The following is a 19,815-nucleotide window of genomic DNA, read 5'->3' as shown; positions in this document are numbered from 1 at the left end:
AGAATTAAGCTCAAAAGGGTTTATCCTACACCCCAAAACTAATGACATGGAACACTAGTGGCCTGTGTCATTAATTTTGGGTAGTTGAAACAAACCCCCCCCTTAATAAGGGGGGGCTAAGAATGACCATCTTGTACCCCCCTTATTAAGGGGGGCAGGGGGGATTAAAATCTACAGTAACACCCCAAAATTAATGACATGAACCACTACCTATCAAAGTGCCTATGTTGTATAAAGAAATACAATGTACTGCACAGGCAGGATGCCTGTGCCACAAGAGATCAAAATAGTGTTAGGGGTTTTTAACTTCTTGTTTATCTGTTAGCTTCCAGGAACGTCCTTGACAGTATACGTAGCTGTCTTTAACTTCAACACCAAAAATTTGCGCTCCTAGTTCAAGTGCTTCTTTCCTTTCTTCTTCTGTTAAGTAACTGTTGTCTACTGGGCGCCGTGGGTCTCCACCTGCGTCTAGATATCGGGAGCGGGCTTGGGCAAAAAGTTCATTTAATCTTTGATATTGTTGCTTTTGCTTTTGTGTTGGTTCTTTCATATATCTGATGCCCACGAAGTTGGAATTATTTCCCCATCTTGTAGAACAAGTGCTATTGGTAAAATAGAACTAAGAGTACTAATAAGATAAAATCCTCTCTCTTCATCATAAAGCATACCTTCTATTAACTCCAATGTTTCGAGCGCATTCAGTACTAGATATTGAGCTTCTGTTGGCTCCATGTGATGTCAAATTTTGTGTAGATGAACTTTCAAAATTCTACAGGAATATATACACTTTGAACTAATGTACTATTTCTTCGCTGGGGCGCCTATTTTTTGCTTATATAATTCAGTACAGAAAACAGTACAACTCGAAATAATAAGAAACTGGGTTTCTTGGTCATAACTTGTAATAAAAACGACTATTTTGCTTAGAAACCCGGTTTATATGTATTTAATGATACAAGTAAAGATTTTTTTCACATTTTTGCCTATAATTTTGCCATGTTTATCTTTTGGCAAAAGTGTGGCTTTGGTTGTTGTTTGACTGGGAATTTTTCCGGCAAAACTACCTTGTATACAAATATGTATCGCACTTTTTGCCAAGATGATATTATTTCCCAACTCGCAAAATAATTACTGGGTAATAATCGGCATGAGTGAAAAAACAATTGAAAGCTACGGGAAGGGTTTTCTCGTTTTGCTTTTGCCCATCTCTTTTCTGGTTGTTTTCCTGGTTTCTACCTGGCGTATTTGGCTGGGTCTGATTTTGCTGATAACGAGTATTAATCTTTGGCAACGCTACCAATGGGATAAGTGGTGCGAGGGAGTTAATCCTATGTTCCATCAGCTAATTCAGCAAAACCAGGGTAGTGTTACTCCTATGGATTTGGCTGTTAGGGGTAATTTTTCTGGAGATAAGGCTAAACGCTTTCTTGATACGAAAGCTTCTGAATTCGGCGCCAGTGTCCTCAATACTAACGATGGAAAACAAGTTTACTACTTTATGACTGCTAATATTCTTGGCAGCATATTTGATAGCAGCGAACCTGTTAAGCAAGAGCCAAGAAAAAGCTCGACGACTGCAATGCCTCTTTTAGCGGCGCCAACGACAACGCCGTTCATAATTGAGGAAAAACAACCTGCGTTAGTAGTAGCAGAAACATCAACAGCAACACATCAAGTCAAAGAAGCTGAATTAATACAAGCTGAAGTACCCGAAACGGATAATAAAGAAACTGAAGTACAACAAGCAGAAGTTAAGCACGCTCTTTCACAAGAACCGGAATTGCTACAAGCTGAATTACCACAAGCTGAAGTAAAAGAACCAGAACAAGTTCATGAGCAAGCAACAAAAACACTAGCGCAACAGTTAGTGTTTGGTTCATTGATTCAATCTGAACTTGCTAAAAGGTTAAGTGTATACTCCAGTACAGTCTTTAAACGGCGTGATGACCCAGATTTTCCTGAATGGAGTCGTAACCGAGACCCTGAAGGTATCGCATGGAGGTATGACCGCAAAGCTAGGGAGTTTTTCCCAATTGAGAAATAATGTTGTAGTAAGGTGGCTTATGCCACCCTACTAACCCCTTTCTATTCCTATTGCTTCCGAAATCGAAGTCAATCCTCGTTGTTCGAGTAACACAAGCAAACCTTCAAGAATACGGCGTATCATCCAAGGCCCCTCATATATCCAACCTGTATAAATTTGGACTAAGCTGGCGCCTGCGGTGATTTTTTCCCATGCATCGGCGGCAGTAAATATTCCACCTACGCCGATAATTGGTATTTGCCCTTGAGAATGTTTGTAAATGTAACGAATTATTTCTGTTGAACGGTCGCGTACTGGCGCCCCACTAATTCCACCAGCTTCTTCTTGAGGTGATTTTCCTGTTGCTATAAATTGCGTTTTTAAGTTATCGCGACGAATTGTAGTATTTGTAGCTATAATTCCCGCTAATTTATAATTGAACGCTAATTCGATAATGTCGGATATTGCCTCTAATTCTAAATCTGGCGCTATCTTGACAAATATCGGTTTTTGTGGTAATAAGTTTTCTTGACTTAATGCTTCCAAGATAGAAGAAAGCATAGTAGCATCTTGAAGCGCGCGTAATCCAGGTGTATTAGGGGAAGAAACGTTAACGACAAAATAATCACCGCAATCTTTGAGTAAGCGAAAACTGTCACGATAATCAATAGCAGCAGCTTCAAGCGGTGTAATTTTTGATTTGCCTAAATTAACACCAATGGGTATGGGTAGAGTTAGGTTCTTTCGTACTTCTGTTAATCTATGAGCCATATCAACCGCACCTGAATTATTGAAACCCATTCGATTAAGCGCTGCATTATCTTCGGGTAAACGAAATAAGCGAGGTTTTGGGTTGCCTGGTTGAGGATGAAAAGTAACAGTCCCTAATTCGGCAAACCCAAATCCTAAGCTTCCCCATACTGGTGCGGCAACTCCATCTTTATCAAACCCAGCAGCTAAACCAACTGGGTTGGGAAAATGCAATCCAAACAGATTTTGTTCTAAACGTTTGTCAAACAGGCAAAATGAATGCCGCAAGCGCTGGTTTACCCACCTAGTGCTTGGACTATAACAAATATCACTCAGCCAATAAAGTGTGCGAATCGTTGAAGAGTGCAGTTTCTCTGGGTCAGCTTTCACCGCATTGAATAATAACGGGCGAATTGCAAGTTGGTATATATCGTTCATTTTGATAGCTATCGATAGTATTTGGGCATCTTAAGTACAAACCAGCTATATTAATTCTTACTAGACGACCGCTTCTATGGGGCAGCCACAACGACCAATCGGCGCTGAACAGCATATTATCTCTTTAGGGCGTGTCTTACAAAGCCTACGAGAAGAAGATAATATTGATGTTCTAATTCAAACTATTATTACTTTTGTCAAAGAACAATTTGACTACAACTTGGTATGGGTGGCGCTTTACGACCGCTTAAATCATATCGTAATTGGCAAGGGAGGATTTTCACCCGGAAATGATAATGGTTATTTAAATCAGCGACTAGTTCTTAGTCCCGGAGATTTATTAGAACAAGTAGTTATAGAACAACGTCCTGTTGGTGTTGCTGACTTGCGGGCAGAAGCGCGTGCAGAAGTATGGCAAGAATTAGCTAAAAAGCATCAAATTCAAGGAACTATCATTCTACCTATTCGCTATAAAGATCGCTGTTTAGGTTTACTCATGCTTGGTTCAATTCGTTGGGGATATCTTTTACCAACTGATGCTAAAGCAAGATTGATGATGGTACTAGGTGAATTAGCCGCAGCGTTACACCAGTATGAACTTGACTGGCAGCAAAAACATACTAAGCGTCTCGAAGAACCTTTATTAAACTTGTTACAAAAATTACAAGCCTCTAATAATTTAATGCAGCGTATAGAAGCTGTAGTTAAAGCTGTACACGAATTCACGGCGCCAACTCGTACTCATATTTACTGGTATGAGCGTGATGGTCGGTATTTTTGGCGCCGTTTTAGCAGTCACTCGAATGGCAGTACACAAAAGTATGATAAAAATCGAACTGGGATAGGTTCAATAACTGTTGAGGAGTTGAGCGACTTTTACTATGCTTTGGCAACGAATGAACTTGTTGCGATTGGAGAAGGGCGAAGTTCACTCAAAAGCCATTTTACTGCTCAGTTGATGCAACGCTTGCAGGTTCGGTCTTTATTAGCGGCGCCAATTATTTGCCAAAAGGATTTAATTGGTTTTTTAGCTATCGAAGCGATGGAAGCACGCATATGGAAAGAAAACGATAAAAGTTTTGTTCAAGGTGCAGCAGGTTTGGTATCGCTTGTAGCACCTACTGAAGAAATGGAAAACACAATTGAGCAAATTCGAGGTGATGCTGATTTAACTAGCGAAGTCGCAAAAGGAATATATAGCGAACGTGATTTTGAGCAGACCCTGAGCAATTGCGCTAAAAAAATCCTCGAAAGACTCGGCGCCATGAGATTTGTGCTTCTGTACTATAATCATGACCATAGTAAGTACGAAATTTTGTTTCAAACTCAACCTCAAAACAGGCGCCCGTTCAATTTTGACTTTGAACGTTTGCGTGAGGTAGATTGGTTACTTTTACAGCGTTCAGATGAAGCAATTGCAATTGAAAACTTAGAAGAAGATTTACGGTTTTTTAATTGGCGTTCTTGTTTGCTCGAAGTTGGGGTTCGCTCTTTAGTTATAACTAACTGTCAGGGTGGAAATGTACCTGAAACGTTAATGCTAATTACACACGAAAGCAAACGAGCTTGGACAACAAGAGAAAGAGAATTAGTTCAAATTGTTGGTCAGCAAGTTGGTGTAATTACTAGGCAGTGGCAGTTATATTTTAACGGCGAGCAAAATACTAAAATTATGCAAAGCTTCCAAGAATCGTTACGAATTTTGGAACAAGCACAAGGCGCCAATACAGAAGCAAGTAATAAAAATCTAGAAATTATTTCTTTGCGCCAAATTGCTGCCGTTCTTAACTGTCCTTTAGTGCTAATGCTATCTTGGGCACCTAACTCACAATATGCTGAAATAATTCCTGGCTTAATTAATGACCAAGAATTTGCCGTATCGAGCGAAATCTCTGTGCCAATATTAGGCGAAGCTTTGATACAGTGGGCGTTAGGCAGTGAACCAATGATGCTTATTAAAGCCGAAGACTTGCCCAAAGATACACGTAAATGGCTACATGGTTCAAGTATCGGTCAAATTTTAATAGCTGCATTACATACCGATCCAGCTTACAAACCCACAGGTGTAGTGGTGATAGCTGATAATATTGCACGTCGTTGGTCTGAGCAAAGCTTAAGTGCAGCATCTATGTTAATTAGTCAACTTGCTTGGTCACGACGTTTTCGTCAAGTATCACAAACATTGTTAGAATCAAAACAAGAGTTACAACAAATAAACTGGTATAAACATCGAAAATTTGAAGAAAACCAGCGTACAGCAAACTCTTTGATTAGCCAGATTAAAGCGTTAGGTGTTCCGAATAACGAATTTACTCAAGTGCGCTATCAGCAAATTCTACGCCAGTTAGAAAGTACTTATTCATCAGTAACTAGCTTGCTTGAAGAGGAGCAATGGCAGTTACAGTTTAGCAAGGGTAAAATGCCTATTGCAAGCTTATTAAAACGTTCACTAGAACGAGTTGATAAATGGCTCAAAGAGAAAAAATTATGGGTGGGAGTACATGGTTTAGGGCAAAATACAGTTGATAATACAGGTAATACGGAACTAACATTAGGAAAAACTAACTTGAATTTATCGCAATACTCGTTAATCGTTGTTGGCGATGTTGCGAAAATAGAATTAATAATAAATGAAATTTTAATAGCTGCTGTCGAACGTTCTGTACCCGGAGGAAGAATAGACTTTTGGTGTCGGCGCCTAGAAGATAATACATTAGAGCTTTCGATTACCGATAATGGTATTATTAATTCTCAATTACTGGCAGAATTATATCAAGATACTTCAACAGATGTACTTGTATCTTCTTATATAGACAATTATCCGGGTTTACACTTGTTTATTAGTCAAAATTTGGTAAGGCAAATGGGAGGGGAACTAAATTTTTACCAGTTACCTGATGGTCGTGTTGTTAGTCGGTTATTGCTGGCGTTAGCTGTGAAATAATGTAGAGACCGTATTAATACGGTCTCTACATCGCGTAGACCTGGGAAGGTGTAAATTCTTCGGGTTGTGGCACGCGCTTTCATTCCGGCTTTAAAAACTTTGGGAAAACTATTTAGGTCTTGACTTGATATACCAAGTGCCTCAAAACCACTGTGAGTAAATGCAACATTCTTCCATGTTGATGATACTGTTCCCAATTCTCCACGGCGCCGTTTGTTGACTAATTTAAATAAGTTATTGAAAGCTTGTACTTCTTTAACTGTCGCTACTTCAGGAATAATATCCGTTAACCATCTACGTGCTTCTTCGGTATCAGTAAATGTCAAAAATAAAAAAGATTGAAAGTCTTTGTTAAAACCAGTAAGAATATTACCTTAAATATTGGCTAAGTTGATTTGATATGTCATAGGGCTATTACGATTATTTGTTAATCGGTAATAGATGTAGGCAAATTTAGCTTATGCAGATTGGGAAAAGTATATAATATGGTTCCACCCTTGATAAATCTCAACATTATTCTGTAAACCATTTATGGCACGCGCTCGTTCTAAGTCTGACCTGCCAACAAAAATATGTCCGGTTTGTGGACTTCCGTTTACTTGGCGCAAAAAATGGGAAAAGAACTGGGACGAAGTAAAATATTGCTCTGAAAGATGCCGTCGTCGGCGTTCGCAAGCTAAAACTGAAGATTCATGACAAAATATACGGAGTTACACAGGTGCGACCTAAATTAATTATTCATGGTGGGGCAGGTAGTTCGCTTAAAGGTAAAGGTGGCGTTGAAGTTGTACGTCAATCGCTATATAAAGTGTTAGAAGAGGTTTATGCAATACTACTATCTGGCGCTTCAGCCGCAGAAGCAGTAGTACATGGTTGCCAATTGTTGGAAGATGACCCACGTTTTAATGCTGGTACCGGTTCTGTTCTGCAATCTGACGGGCAAATTCGCATGAGCGCTTCTTTAATGGACGGCGCCTCTCAAAGTTTTAGTGGTGTAATTAATGTTACACGGATACAAAATCCAATTAATTTAGCGCATTTTCTCCAGTCATCTCCCGACCGAGTGCTATCAGATTTCGGCGCTTCGGAGTTAACACGAGAGTTGCAGGTACCTAGTTATAATCCGCTTACAGATTTACGTTTAGAAGAATGGCTGCAAGAACGTCAGGATAATTTCAAAAAAACGATGGCTGGGGTGGTAGCAGAAAAAGAATTAGTTGAAAGTGGTGCTGGTAGAGGCACGATTGGTGTTGTTGTTTTAGACACGGTTGGAAGAATTGCTGCTGGTACTTCTACTGGTGGAAAAGGGTTTGAGCGTATTGGTCGTGTTAGTGATTCTGCTATGCCTGCTGGTAATTATGCTACTCAATATGCTGGTGTTAGCTGTACGGGTATTGGTGAGCATATTCTCGATGAATGCTTGGCGCCGCGTATAGTGGTGCGGGTTACAGATGGAATGTCTTTGCTTGAAGCAATGCAGCGTTCGTTTGATGAGGCAACTCAAAATCAGCGTGATTTTGGCGCCATTGCAATTGATGCTAAGGGGACGATTGCATGGGGTAAAACTAGCGAAGTCCTTTTGGCAGCTTATCACAATGGCGAAAAGATGGACGATACTTTGGAACTGCCTGATGACCCACAAGTCGGAAGTGCTGAGTAATGAGTGCTGAGTGCTGAGTGCTGAGTAATGAGTAACGAGTGAGTCGTGCCTTGTCATGCTGAACGTAGTGAAGCATCTTATAACATTCCAACTTTTAAGAGATTCTTCGCTACGCTCAGAATGACAGTTTATACGTTTTCTAACTTTTAACTGTTCATTTCATTTTGTTTTTTTGATACCCAACCGGGTTTGAGGACTGGTTGGGGACGCGCTATTACTAGGCAGTCGTCTGGAATGTCTTGAGCTATTGTTGAACCTGCGGCTATGTATACGTTTGAACCAAGGTTAAGTGGCGCCACCAAAACGCTATTGGAACCTGTTTTTGTGTTGTCACCAATTGTAGTTGGGTGTTTTTTGAAGCCGTCGTAGTTCGCGGTGATGGTTCCGGCGCCTATGTTTACTTTGGTGCCTGTTGTTGTGTCACCTAAGTATGAAAGGTGAGCAACGTTCGTTTTTGTGCCCAATTTAGTATTTTTTAATTCTACAAAATTACCAATGCGGCACCCTTCACCAACATGAGCATGACCACGTAAGTGGGCGTAGGGTCCAATGCGAACACCCGCTGCAACACTACTATCAGTAATTACTGAAAACTGTACTGAAACGTTTTCACCAATTTGACTGTTTTCTATTAAACTTCCTGGCCCAATTGTAGAACCTGTATGAATTATCGTTGAACCTCGCAGGTGGGTTTGCGGCTCAATAATTACATCTGGGTATAACTCGACGGTCTCATCGATTGTGACGCTACTTGGGTCAACTATTGTTACACCCGCTGCCATCCACTGATTTTTTATTCGGTTTTGCAATATCTCGTAGGCGCCTGCTAATTGAAGTCGGTCGTTAATACCTAAAATTTCTTGGTAATCTTCGACATCTACCGCCATTACTGGTGAAACTTGTGTAACCGCATCTGTTAAATAATATTCTTTCTGAGCGTTATTTGCCTGTAAGTGAGGTAGTACTTGTGCTAAATCTTGCCAGCGAAAACAGTATATTCCTGCATTAATGCGAGTACATAGCTTTTGCTCTGCTGTACAATCTTTGTCTTCAACCATTTGCTGCACAAATTTTTTACCACCATCACCATCACAAAAAACACGCCCATAACCTTTAGGGTCGGGCAAATGCGCGGTCAGAATAGTTGCAGCATTTTGATTCTCTCGATGGGTTTGCAAGAGATTACTTAATGTTTCAGGGCGCAGTAATGGTACATCCCCATTTAAAACTAGTAAGTCACCCTCATAACCTTCCAGATGCGGTAGTAGCTGTTGGATGGCGTGCCCTGTTCCCAACTGCTGAGTTTGCTCAACAAACTCTATATTGGGTATTGGCGCCATCGCAGTTTTGACGAACTCAGCTTGGTACCCTACTATTATTATCCGCCTTATAGGTTGCGTCTGATCAACGCTATTTAAGACTCGCTCGACAAGCGATAGCCCACCTAATTTATGTAAAACCTTGGGCAGGCTGGATTTCATTCTTGTGCCGCGTCCCGCCGCCAAAATTGCTACTACTACCATAATTAGCGATACTGGATGTGTGAATTGCTTATCAAAGCTGGAGATACTCCGCTTTCTTCGTTCAGGCTCAAATAATACCAGCTAATCATCCATAACCGAAATGTTAACCGCTTACATTTCGATTTAGTTGGATTTAATTTCTGGATTTGATTGCCAGGAGCGAATAAAGTCAGCAAATTTCTTCATTAATTCAGGATTACGCCAACCTCGTTTGGTTTCTTCTTCCATCGTAGATAGCGCTTCTTCTGATGTATAAGCCTTTTTGTAAGGACGTTCACTCGTTAAAGCATCATAAATATCAATAATTTGAAAAATTTGTGCCAATTTGGGTATTTCATCCCCTTTAAGACCATCAGGATACCCCGAACCATCCCATCGCTCATGATGGTGTCTAATAATTGGTATTACCCCACGTGTACTACGCAAAGGTTGACAAATTTGTTCCCCAATCAAGACGTGTAGACGCATTGTCTTCCATTCTTCATCTGTCAGCTTGCCCTGCTTGAGCAATATCGCATCGGGGATACCAACTTTACCAATATCATGTAGGTTGCCTCCCCACATTAAATCGCGAATTTCATTACGCGAGAGTTTCAGATATTCACCAAATGCTTTACCCAACTGTATTAAGCGTTCGCAGTGATCCCCTGTATTTGGGTCGCGACTCTCAATTGCCCGTGCTATTGAAAATAATACTTTTTCGGCATGATCAAGGTCTTCGTTCAAACGCTTTTGTCGCACTAGCGATTTTACGCGCGCTGCTAATTCTAAACGGTCAAAGGGTTTAGTTAAAAAGTCGTCTGCTCCAACTTCGATACCGCGAATACGAGAATGTCTATCGTTTAAAGCTGTAATAAAAATCACAGGAATCAATCGGGTTTGCTCGTTTTGCTTGATTCGTTGGCAAACTTCAAACCCGTCCATTTCTGGCATCATGACATCAAGCAGTATTAAGTCTGGTGACGAATGGGCAATAAGTTCTATTGCACTAAAACCGCTATCGGCTTCAATAATTTCATAACCCTCCATCGCTAATAAAGCCACAGATGTCATTCGACTAGCTGCATGGTCATCAACGACGAGGATTTTTGGTGTATCACCATCAAATATATCCACTTGTGATTCGGCGTGCTGCTTTCTTGAAACCAATGATTCATGACCTGAATCAGCCTTTTGGTTTGTCCAAGATGATATGGCTTCAACTTTTTCAACCATAAGGTCTTGTTTTGATAAGCCCAAGGAGTAAGTTTGCGCTTTTTGCAATCCTAAAGCCTTATTTGAACCGATATCATTTATTGTCTCTGAGGGGTTTGACCCACTCGTAACTCTTTCGGTAGAACCTGTATAATTGGATTTCAAAACCACAGAGGCGCTCCAATTCTTAAAACAATTTAAATTTATATACTGTACTGTTCTGCTTGCTTTTAAATAGTCTCACGTCATACTGTAATCTTTCACGTTAAGTCAGAACTTACTAATTGTCAATTATCATATATAAATGACACTTGACTTTTGGTACTTATCACCTTTATAAATTCTTACCACTTGTATAGCCTTACAATACAACGCAAACTTAATCTATTTATGTTTAAGCAAAATCAGCGCGTTTCTCATCTTTTTAAGGCATCTGAGAAAATTGTGGTCAATATTCCCCACCTATCTTTCTAGTATGGGCAATTTGAGCAAATCTTAAATCAGGTTTTATACGGAGATTTGTTCGCATGACTGTGCAAAATAACTCGGTTGTCTTATTAAATTTATTTTTTGGCTCTAACTAAACAATACAGTATTTCTTTTTTGATAAGCAACTTATGTATTTTCCCATAAAAATTATTAGCAATTATCAAACTATTGTAAAGTTATTTGTCGCAGTGATCATTTATTCACTTTTACTGTGATTCTGATCACAATCACTTTATATACTCGATTAAAATTTCAGGCGTTTGTATAATAATATACTATAAATTTTCAGTATTTAGATTTCTTGATGACCAGCGCTTTCGAGCCTGAGACGTGGTTTCAAGCGTACTCGACTTTTGTTCTTGTCGGCGCCGTTCTAGAATGATTTGAGCTTGGTCTTGAAGTGACGGGTCACGATAAGGAATTGCGGCACGTGTATGTAAATGTTCGAGTTCAGCAGTTGAGAGGGGAGATTGTTGGTCTAGTAATTGGAGACATGCAGGATGTGCTGCAACAGTACCAGGAGTTTTTCTGCCTACAGGAGGTGTTGAAGCGATAATTAAACCAGAGAGCAAAAGTGCTGTACGTACTGCTGCGGAACATGAGTAAGTAGCTAGTAATCCTTCGTGGTGTAGACATTTGGAAACAAGCCCTATAAATTCAATTGTCCACAATTGTGGACATTGTGGAGGAGAAAATGGGTCTAGGAAAATAGCGTCTGCCTGAAATGACTCTGTTAGTACCTGTTTAATTGTAGTTCGAGCATCGCCAATCAATAAAGATGCTTTCAGATTATCGTTTTCTACGTAATACGTAGAAGCAAGTTTTGTCAAGATATCTAGATATTCAAAGTCCCAGTCAGCATACAAATTATGACGGTTCGCTGCACGTGGTACAGATGAATTCAACTCTAAACCAATGACTTCAATATGGCAGTTAGGATTCTGGCGCCAAATAGTTTGTAGTGCAGCAGCAGTGTTATATCCTAGTCCGTAGCAAACATCTAAAATTCGGATGGAATGTCCTTTTGCTACTTTTGTCGCTCTTTGGGATAGCTGTGTCGGAACAACAAATTTTTGAAAACTTTCTTGTCTGGCGCCAAAGTGGCTATGATATGACTCTTGAAATTCTTCGGAGAAGAACGTAAAAGAACCGTCTGCTGTTGATTGTGGGATAAATTGTTCAGGCATTACGGACATTAAGTTGGATAATATTTTTAGCAATTAATAAAAATACAAGTACTAGTAATTATGAATGTGGTTTCTGCTCCCTGGCTTGTTGAGCATCTAAATGATTCTAAAGTCGTGATTATCGATTGTCGATTTTCTCTCAATGACTCAGATTTAGGAAAACAACAGTACAAGCATTGCCATATTCCAGGCGCCTATTATCTTGATTTAAATGAAGACCTTTCTGCAAGAGTGGGTACGCATGGAGGAAGACATCCTTTACCAAATTTAGCTTCGTTAGCGGTAAAGTTATCAAAAATGGGTATAAATCACCAAACATTAGTTGTAGCATACGACGATTCACGACTTGGATTTGCCGCGCGTTTATGGTGGTTGCTGCGCTATATGGGACATGAAAGAGTTGCGGTTTTAAATGGAGGGTTTAGTGGATGGTTATCATTATCATATCCAGTGACTTCGGAAGTTAGGGAAGCATCATGCAGTTATCAAAACGCTATTTTTACTGAACAAGTCCAATCGAATATGGTAGTAGATATAAACGAAGTGAAGAATCGTAAAGATTTGCCAGGTGTAGTTTTAATCGACTCCCGTGAGACAGAACGTTACCTAGGTATCAGGGAACCTATTGATAAAATTGCTGGGCATATAGAGGGTGCTGTAAACTATCCTTGGCAATCTGTAACTGATGGTTCAGGGTACTTACTTAATGTTGAAGGCCAGCTTTCTCGTTGGCAAGATATAAGAAACAGCGAAGAAATTATTGTTTACTGCGGTTCTGGTGTTACTGCATGTGTAAATTTACTATCGTTAGAATTAGCGGGTTTTCGTAATACAAAGCTTTATGCTGGTAGTTGGAGTGATTGGATTAGTTATTAACTTAAAATCTGCCGATTTCCCAGTTATAATTTATACTAAAAAACCACCCATCGAAGTTAATGTTAGGTTCTGTAGAATTACCTAGTGTTACTCCGCTTTGAACACTAATACTACTGCTATTGGTAGCTTTATAGTTAAGGTGTGTGAATAATCGATGATACAAGTCTTCGCGATTACGCTGGGTAAAGTCAGAAAAAGTAAGTTGATAATTTAAACCGACGTTAAGCGATTGTTGTAGATAATAACTTAATGAAAGCCATAACGAGTTTGTGATACGGTCACGTCTTTGGGGGACTTCAGCTAGGTTCCAGCGAAATTCGTAAAAACTGTCGAGTGCCCAAGAAGGCGCCAGAAAGTCTCTACGTCCTAATGATAGGTGGAATGAATTCTCATTAAGAAATCGGTCGCCAGATGCGAATCCAAGGCGTTTGCTGTTTCTGGCATAAAACAATTGTTGGTTGCTCCAACCGATTTCGCCGTACATGCGGCGAGTAAGTTGTTGATATAAATCTACATTTAAACGTACTTGGTTGTAGTTAAATTCCGATTGATTGATGTAGCGAATAATATTGGCATCAAACGAACCATTTAAAAATGTCCTTGGTCCTAATTGTAAAGGGGCAGTAGCAAGTGTAACCCCAGAATATATCAAACCGTCTTCGATAGGGTCTACTTTTGAGGCAAAAAGATTGTTTGTTTGGAAAAAACTAACTCGTCCTAGCACATAACCGATGGGTTCAGATGGTTTTGGTGGAGTTTCTGCAGGTTGTTGAGGTTGAGTTGGTAGCGGTGGTTGTTCAACTGGTTTTACGATGATAGTGCCTAGTTCTGGTGTTTGAGGTTTGGCAATAATTTGTCCAAGTTCTCCGTTACTAGTTTCAGCCGCAGATTGCTTATTTTTCTCAAGAAGACGTATAAGGCTTTCTAACCTTTTACTGTAGTCAATATCAGGTTTATCTAGACGTTGTTCTATTTGCGTTGGGGTAGGCGCCGCAGGTTCATTTGGTTGTGCCTCAACTTGTGGAGGTTCTGCTGGCTTTTGGGCATTGCTGCTGTCTTGTGGCTGTTCTGGGGTTGATTGAACTATAGTCGCCGACTGTACCAAATCAGGCTGTTCTATATTGATTGAATTTAAGGGTTGACTATAAGTCTTAGGCAGGAACTTGGGTAACACTTGTGTAGTCTGTGTTTGTTGTTCATGCGAATTTACAGCATTATCACTAAAAGGTGGTATATTTGATACATTCGGGGATAATTGCCATTGTGTGGCGCCTATTGCTATTGCTGCATCTAGTTTTACCATATACTGACAGCTAGTACTGAAAGTGAGTGAGATCCACAATGACCAACAGTTTTTAAGTTTCTTTGGTTGCATCTTTACGGCATCGTTTAGAAAAATCAGACTACAAACTATTTATTGAAGTTTCAATTATCTAACAGAGTGTAACGTACAGCTAATATCAGGGTTGAGTCTAGGTTGTACTTAAGTATATACTTAAGTAGCATTGATGTTATATAATTTGCATACCTCTGTTCTACCTATTTCGACTAACGAAATTGCGATTAGTAAATAATTTATAGCCTGCTGGAATGTTTTTGATTTTTAAGATTTGATAATTTTTAAGCAAAAATACGTATATAAACTTGTTAAAACAAGCATAGACCTAGAAATCTACCCCTTGAATTGTTTTTACCTGGTTGAGTATGAGTAAAAGTTCTGAACTGCAACAAATGTTTCGTAAGTTGTTGCCACTTCTGGTGATTAGTTTGTCAGGGGTAGCAATACCTGTATCGAACCAAGCTAATGCCCAGACACCCTTAACTAGGGCTGTAATTCAAGATTTGCGTAACTTGGTACAGCTAATGCCCCAACGTCAGCCAAGACGTAAGGCACAGCGTTCGGATGCCATGACACCTGGGGATGGTTTGTCTACAGGAAGACTATCGTTAGCTGATTTGCGCTTCAACGATGGTTCTTGGGCACGAGTTGGAGAACAAGCAGTATTTCAGTTTTTACCGCGAACCAGAAATTTTACGCTTAATAACGGTACCGTATTATTACTGATTCCTCCAGGACGAGGAAGAACAAATATTAGAACACCAAGTGCTGCTGCCGCAATTCGTGGTTCAGCGTTGTTTGTACGTTATGACAAAGTTACAGATACTACAATTGTTGGCGCCCTTACAAACAGTGGAATTGAAGTATTTAATAAAGATGCTTCTAGCAGCCAAGTTTTGCAAGCTGGGCAAATGATGGTTGTTGTCAAGGGTAAATTTCAGGGACTATATGGTTTTGACCTGCGAACTTTTTATGACACAAGTGATTTAGTGCGAGGACTTGATTTAACACGTCAAAATCCAAATGCAACCAGTGACCCAGCGCTTAGTAGTGTTCAAGCAGAAACTTCAGCAGCTTTAGCCAAGCAATCACCAATATCGGGTCCAGGTACTATCAAAGACCCATCATTTATCAAATTATCTACAACCCCCGAAGAAACATCTAATACATTAGAATCTCTACCGGAAAGTGACAATGTTGATGCCATAGTAGATTATTCGCAAGTTCAACCGAATTTCAGTCAGCGTAATAACCGCAATAACTCTACGACAGAAGATGATACAAAACCACCTGTAAACCAAACTCCTAAACCCGAAGTACCAAGTCCCAAACCCGAAGTACCAAGTCCTAAACCCGAAGTACCAAGTCCCAAACCCGAAGTACCAAGTCCCAAACCCGAAGTACCAAGTCCCAAACCCGAAGTACCAGACCCTAAACCTGAAGTACCAAATCCTAAACCTGAAGTACCAAATCCTAAACCCGAAGTACCAGACCCTAAACCTGAAGTACCAAATCCTAAACCTGAAGTACCAAATCCTAAACCCGAAGTACCAAATCCTAAACCCGAAGTACCAAATCCTAAACCCGAAGTACCAAATCCTAAACCCGAAGTACCAAATCCTAAACCTGAAGTACCAAATCCTAAACCCGAAGTACCAGACCCTAAACCCGAAGTACCAAATCCTAAACCTGAAGTACCAGACCCTAAACCTGAAGTACCAAATCCACCGTCTGATTCAACAACAGACCCATCAACTAGACCAAGTACTTAAGTTTACATAACGGTTCTATATCATTAATGCAAGGGAGTAGGCGCCAATATATAACTCTCTTAACCTTATCTGTGTGCCCTCTGCGCCTAATAAGGTAAATATATTAAAATAAATGACACGAACCATTAGTAGTGGTTCGTGTCATTTGTTTTGGGGTGTTGGCTGGCAACGGATGAGAGCGGATGTAACGGATGATTTATTTGTTACAAACAAAATTTTCTTTTAGGGCGCCTTCAAATAACGAATCAACTATCCGTTACATCCGTTTCACATCCGTTGCCAATCTACCCTCCATATTTGATGACACAGACCACGCTTTAGTTCATGTCATAAAATTTCGCTGGTTGGATAAACTCGTTTGAGTTTAAGTTAGTTCAATATTGAATTAGAGTAATATTATTAAACTATTAAAAATAAGCAAAGTAGTTTCTGTGCCAACAAATTTTGCCTATTGCTCCCACGCTAATTTCCATCCCAAGGGGTAGTTGGAGTATCTGTATCTTCTAAAGATAAAGTGTTTATAGATGAATCATTTGAAGATAGAGATTGAACCTTATCGGCAAAAAGTAATTGATTTAATGCATTCAGAGCTTCGGATGCAGATTGATAGCGTTCTTGGAAATTATCGCGCACCATTTTACTGAGAATGTTAGCAAAGCCAGTTGCAACTTCGGCACGTTCCATCCATATTAATTCACCGTTGTCATCATGCTGAAGTTCATGGGGAGGTGTTCCTGTTAATGCTTTAATGCCAATCATTCCAACTGCGTAAATATCACTGCTATATTGCGGGCGCCCAAAGCATTGTTCTCTGGGTGCGTAACCTTTTGTGCCAATACCAATAGTAAATGCTGTATCGTCCTGGCTTTCAATTAACTTTGTAGATACTTGCTTAACGGCGCCAAAATCTATCAGCACAAGTTTATAATCGCTTTTTCGACGCATGATGTTACTCGGCTTGATATCACGGTGAATTACACCATTTTGATGCACGAATACTAGTATTTGTAATAATTCCCGCACTATATCAATGACAACAGCTTGGTTATGACGTTTTCCTGATGGCAATTCTTGACTAAGCGCATTACCAAGAATGAATTCTTGAACTAAGTAAAATTCTTCGTCTTCTTCAAAATAAGCTAGAAGTTGGGGTATTTGAGGATATATACCTAATTGTTGAAGAGTTTGAGCTTCGGAGCTAAAAAGGCGCCGCGCTACTTCCATTTGTTCAGGTTTATTATTTACTGGTTGAAGTTGTTTGACAACACATAAAGGATTACCAGGTAGTCTTGTATCTTCAGCTATATATGTTTCACTAAAGCCACCTGAGCCTAATACTTTGACGATACGATAACGACCATCAAGAATTTTTCCACTGATTTGAATTTCACGCTTTTTAAGTAAATCTATCAGGTCTTCTTGCTGACTAAGAATCTCTTGGGCAATGCGAGAATAAGGATTTTTCTGAATAATATCAACTAACTGAATTTTGCGTAATTGCTGAATTGCTATTTCAATACCTAAATATGATAACCCAATTGCAATAAGTGCAGTTACAGGTACAGCTGTGGGAAAAAATAATTGATTTGTAATAAACAACAAATAATTAATGCCTCCCCAAACAATAGCTATACCAAAGCAAGAAAAAACCCGAAGCCTATTGTATTTATTCCGAGATACAAAATATGCGCTTCCACCAACTAATGCTAAGACAAATAAACTACTGCCATAAGGACTGTTGATTGCTATTTTTACTGAATTACCCTCCATGAGACTTGCTAGTGCATTCGCGTGTATTTCCACTCCACTCATACGTTCGGGAAATAGCCAGTTTACAGCAACTGCATGAAAATCATTTGCTACTGTTGCCGTGGCGCCAATTAGTACTATTTTGTCCTTGAATACTTTTCCTGACTGTAAATTGCTATCCCAAAACATTTGGTCAAAAACATACCAAAATGGAATTTGCTCAAAACTACCCATAGGTCCACGAAAATAAATGCGGTCACCTTTGGGTTTAGGAAAGTCAATATTTGCAGCCCGCAAAGTCGCTACACTAAAATCTGGTATTTTCTCTAATAAGCTACCTTGGGTTTCTTTTAGTTCCTTAGTATACTCACCCGCCAAACGATGAATCTTGCCATCAACCTCTAATGGGAAAGTTATAGACCCAGTTGAGACAGAACCAACACGCAGTAATTCTTGGGGAGAACGTAATTGTGTTACAAAACCACTACGAGTTTCAAAATTTTCATATGACGCAGCTAAAACGACTTTGCTGCCATAGCGTTGTAACATCGTTTGGAATTTACGGTCATCTTCTAAACCGTGACTACTCGGCAAGTCGAAGATTACATCTAATGCAACAGCACGCGCTCCTGCTTGAACCAGTTTTTCGATAACTTGCCCGTATGCTTCACGTTTGTAAGGAAATCCTTTTAAAGGTTCCAAATGACCATATTTTATCGGGTCAGTTGCGTATGATACCGCTGGTGTTGATATCGAATCGTCGTCAATTGCCAAAATTACGATGTCTTTTGGCGGTGCAATCGAGCCACGAAGTTGATAAAATGCCGATTGTGCTTGATTTTCCATCATTTGCGGTAATCGCAAATTGGAAATAGTCAGTAACGCTGCACCTACCGTCCACATTCCTGCTAGCCAATGACCCAAACGCGCTATCTTTTTTGATTGGCGCCCGTTAGTCGTGGAAGTAGATTTCGTGGTTCGACTTGACTGTTGGTCTGTTGCCGGGACATATTTTTTAGTTAAGGTAGGTGTAGGTTCTTCGTTCATATCGTAATATCTAGTTGATTTACGTAAGTTCAATTATTTATTTACACAGACTTTAAAGGCTCAAACTGCGAACGATATTTATATGAATATTTTATACATTAGTAATTTATACTCATTATCATTACTTAGTCACCAGAAACTAAGCTCTAAGTATAGCGGTGAATTGCCACTTTACACACCCCTGAGTTCTCAAAGCTTTATTGACATTACAGATACAGCGATTCAAAGGCAAAGAAGGCTTATGGGATAAACTCTGCGTATTATCAGGTGTCCGAAGCAAATTTTTGACGAATCTTGGGAACAATAGATGATGTAGATACGGATAGCGAAATTTGTTACCCACAAATATTGCTACTCGCAACTATAGCACTACCAATACGAGATTGAATGCATATTGTCAATGTACGCAGTGCATTTCATGACATGCAACTTATGCAAAACATGAAATTGCTTCCATTTGTCATGGAGCTTGCTGTGCTTGCTCAACTGTGTCACGCGCTTAGTATAAACCTGATTCATGGGTTTTGAGTTAATAAACACAGCAGTTGCCAATTTCATACCTCTTTAGGAGTAAACTGGATTGATATACAGTTTTAAATGCTGTTACAAAGTCTAATTTATTGGTAGATTGCAATTGTGGGGAATAACTATCCATGTATTTGGGTAAAAGTATAAACCTCAATGGCAGTACTGTAATAAATGTTTAAATTATTTAAATTGGGAGTAGTGCAGGATAAAAGCTATACACGTCAAGTATTTTTATTGTTAAGAGCAAATTAATCATTTGAAATTGCTATAACCTCTTGTTTTATCTAAATTCTTAT

15 protein-coding genes are annotated in these 19,815 nt (G+C 39.6%); 6 read left to right on the top strand and 9 right to left on the bottom strand.

Translation table 11 applies throughout. From position 1 onward, the window contains the following. Positions 1 to 292: 292 nt before the first annotated feature. On the bottom strand, positions 293 to 550 hold the full coding sequence (locus tag DSM106972_RS17610) for a hypothetical protein (RefSeq protein WP_127081899.1): 258 nt from the start codon (positions 548 to 550) through the stop codon (positions 293 to 295). Beyond that, positions 547 to 732 carry a hypothetical protein gene (locus DSM106972_RS17605; protein WP_127081898.1) on the bottom strand — a complete coding sequence of 62 codons (186 nt, stop codon included), beginning with the start codon at positions 730 to 732 and terminating at the stop codon, positions 547 to 549. The genes DSM106972_RS17610 and DSM106972_RS17605 overlap by 4 nt, the downstream gene beginning before the upstream one ends. Before the next feature lie 415 nt (positions 733 to 1,147). On the opposite strand from DSM106972_RS17605, the gene DSM106972_RS17600 reads away from it, so the two are divergent. After that, on the top strand, positions 1,148 to 2,044 hold the full coding sequence (locus DSM106972_RS17600) for a hypothetical protein (RefSeq protein WP_127081897.1): 897 nt from the start codon (positions 1,148 to 1,150) through the stop codon (positions 2,042 to 2,044). 30 nt (positions 2,045 to 2,074) lie between these two features. Here the strand turns inward: DSM106972_RS17600 and DSM106972_RS17595 are convergent, their stop codons facing one another. Beyond that, positions 2,075 to 3,211 (bottom strand): quinone-dependent dihydroorotate dehydrogenase, encoded by a 1,137-nt coding sequence (locus DSM106972_RS17595; protein ID WP_127081896.1) that lies wholly within the window; start codon positions 3,209 to 3,211, stop codon positions 2,075 to 2,077. Positions 3,212 to 3,287: 76 nt separating this feature from the next. Between DSM106972_RS17595 and DSM106972_RS17590 the strand changes: the two genes are divergently transcribed. Next, positions 3,288 to 6,155 (top strand): sensor histidine kinase, encoded by a 2,868-nt coding sequence (locus DSM106972_RS17590; RefSeq protein WP_127081895.1) that lies wholly within the window; start codon positions 3,288 to 3,290, stop codon positions 6,153 to 6,155. Here DSM106972_RS17590 and DSM106972_RS17585 read toward each other — a convergent pair. Further along, a complete protein-coding gene (locus tag DSM106972_RS17585) occupies positions 6,095 to 6,523 on the bottom strand; it encodes a hypothetical protein (protein WP_325052195.1) in 429 nt (142 codons plus the stop codon). The two genes, DSM106972_RS17590 and DSM106972_RS17585, sit on opposite strands and share 61 nt — an antisense overlap. 163 nt (positions 6,524 to 6,686) lie before the next feature. On the opposite strand from DSM106972_RS17585, the gene DSM106972_RS17580 reads away from it, so the two are divergent. Together DSM106972_RS17580 and DSM106972_RS17575 are read left to right on the top strand one after the other, a co-directional pair. Continuing rightward, complete coding sequence (locus DSM106972_RS17580) at positions 6,687 to 6,851, top strand: DUF2256 domain-containing protein (protein ID WP_073618255.1); 165 nt, start codon at positions 6,687 to 6,689, stop codon at positions 6,849 to 6,851. Positions 6,852 to 6,873: 22 nt separating this feature from the next. Beyond that, positions 6,874 to 7,815 carry an isoaspartyl peptidase/L-asparaginase gene (locus DSM106972_RS17575; protein ID WP_186538406.1) on the top strand — a complete coding sequence of 314 codons (942 nt, stop codon included), beginning with the start codon at positions 6,874 to 6,876 and terminating at the stop codon, positions 7,813 to 7,815. Between the two features lie 146 nt (positions 7,816 to 7,961). Here DSM106972_RS17575 and glmU read toward each other — a convergent pair whose 3' ends face one another. The 3 genes from glmU to DSM106972_RS17560 all read right to left on the bottom strand — a co-directional run bounded on the left by glmU (position 7,962) and on the right by DSM106972_RS17560 (position 12,208). After that, complete coding sequence (gene glmU, locus DSM106972_RS17570; protein WP_127081892.1) at positions 7,962 to 9,338, bottom strand: bifunctional UDP-N-acetylglucosamine diphosphorylase/glucosamine-1-phosphate N-acetyltransferase GlmU; 1,377 nt, start codon at positions 9,336 to 9,338, stop codon at positions 7,962 to 7,964. 123 nt (positions 9,339 to 9,461) lie between these two features. Next, positions 9,462 to 10,703 (bottom strand): response regulator, encoded by a 1,242-nt coding sequence (locus DSM106972_RS17565; RefSeq protein WP_127081891.1) that lies wholly within the window; start codon positions 10,701 to 10,703, stop codon positions 9,462 to 9,464. 593 nt (positions 10,704 to 11,296) lie between these two features. After that, positions 11,297 to 12,208, bottom strand: coding sequence for a tRNA (5-methylaminomethyl-2-thiouridine)(34)-methyltransferase MnmD (locus DSM106972_RS17560; protein WP_127081890.1), 912 nt, complete (start codon positions 12,206 to 12,208; stop codon positions 11,297 to 11,299). A gap of 60 nt (positions 12,209 to 12,268) precedes the next feature. Between DSM106972_RS17560 and DSM106972_RS17555 the strand changes: the two genes are divergently transcribed. Continuing rightward, on the top strand, positions 12,269 to 13,084 hold the full coding sequence (locus tag DSM106972_RS17555) for a sulfurtransferase (RefSeq protein WP_127081889.1): 816 nt from the start codon (positions 12,269 to 12,271) through the stop codon (positions 13,082 to 13,084). A gap of 1 nt (position 13,085) precedes the next feature. On the opposite strand, the gene DSM106972_RS17550 is transcribed toward DSM106972_RS17555, so the two are convergent. Then, positions 13,086 to 14,387: a hypothetical protein gene (locus tag DSM106972_RS17550; RefSeq protein ID WP_127081888.1), complete on the bottom strand. Its 1,302-nt coding sequence runs from the start codon at positions 14,385 to 14,387 to the stop codon at positions 13,086 to 13,088. A gap of 401 nt (positions 14,388 to 14,788) precedes the next feature. On the opposite strand from DSM106972_RS17550, the gene DSM106972_RS17545 reads away from it, so the two are divergent. Further along, positions 14,789 to 16,195 (top strand): FecR domain-containing protein, encoded by a 1,407-nt coding sequence (locus DSM106972_RS17545; RefSeq protein WP_325052192.1) that lies wholly within the window; start codon positions 14,789 to 14,791, stop codon positions 16,193 to 16,195. Between the two features lie 462 nt (positions 16,196 to 16,657). Here the strand turns inward: DSM106972_RS17545 and DSM106972_RS17540 are convergent, their stop codons facing one another. After that, on the bottom strand, positions 16,658 to 18,991 hold the full coding sequence (locus DSM106972_RS17540; protein ID WP_127081887.1) for a CHASE2 domain-containing protein: 2,334 nt from the start codon (positions 18,989 to 18,991) through the stop codon (positions 16,658 to 16,660). Positions 18,992 to 19,815 lie beyond the last annotated feature (824 nt).

The sequence above is a fragment of the Dulcicalothrix desertica PCC 7102 genome, from assembly GCF_003991905.1.
Taxonomy (GTDB): domain Bacteria; phylum Cyanobacteriota; class Cyanobacteriia; order Cyanobacteriales; family Nostocaceae; genus Dulcicalothrix; species Dulcicalothrix desertica.
This window is presented reverse-complemented; position numbering and strand designations above follow the sequence as displayed.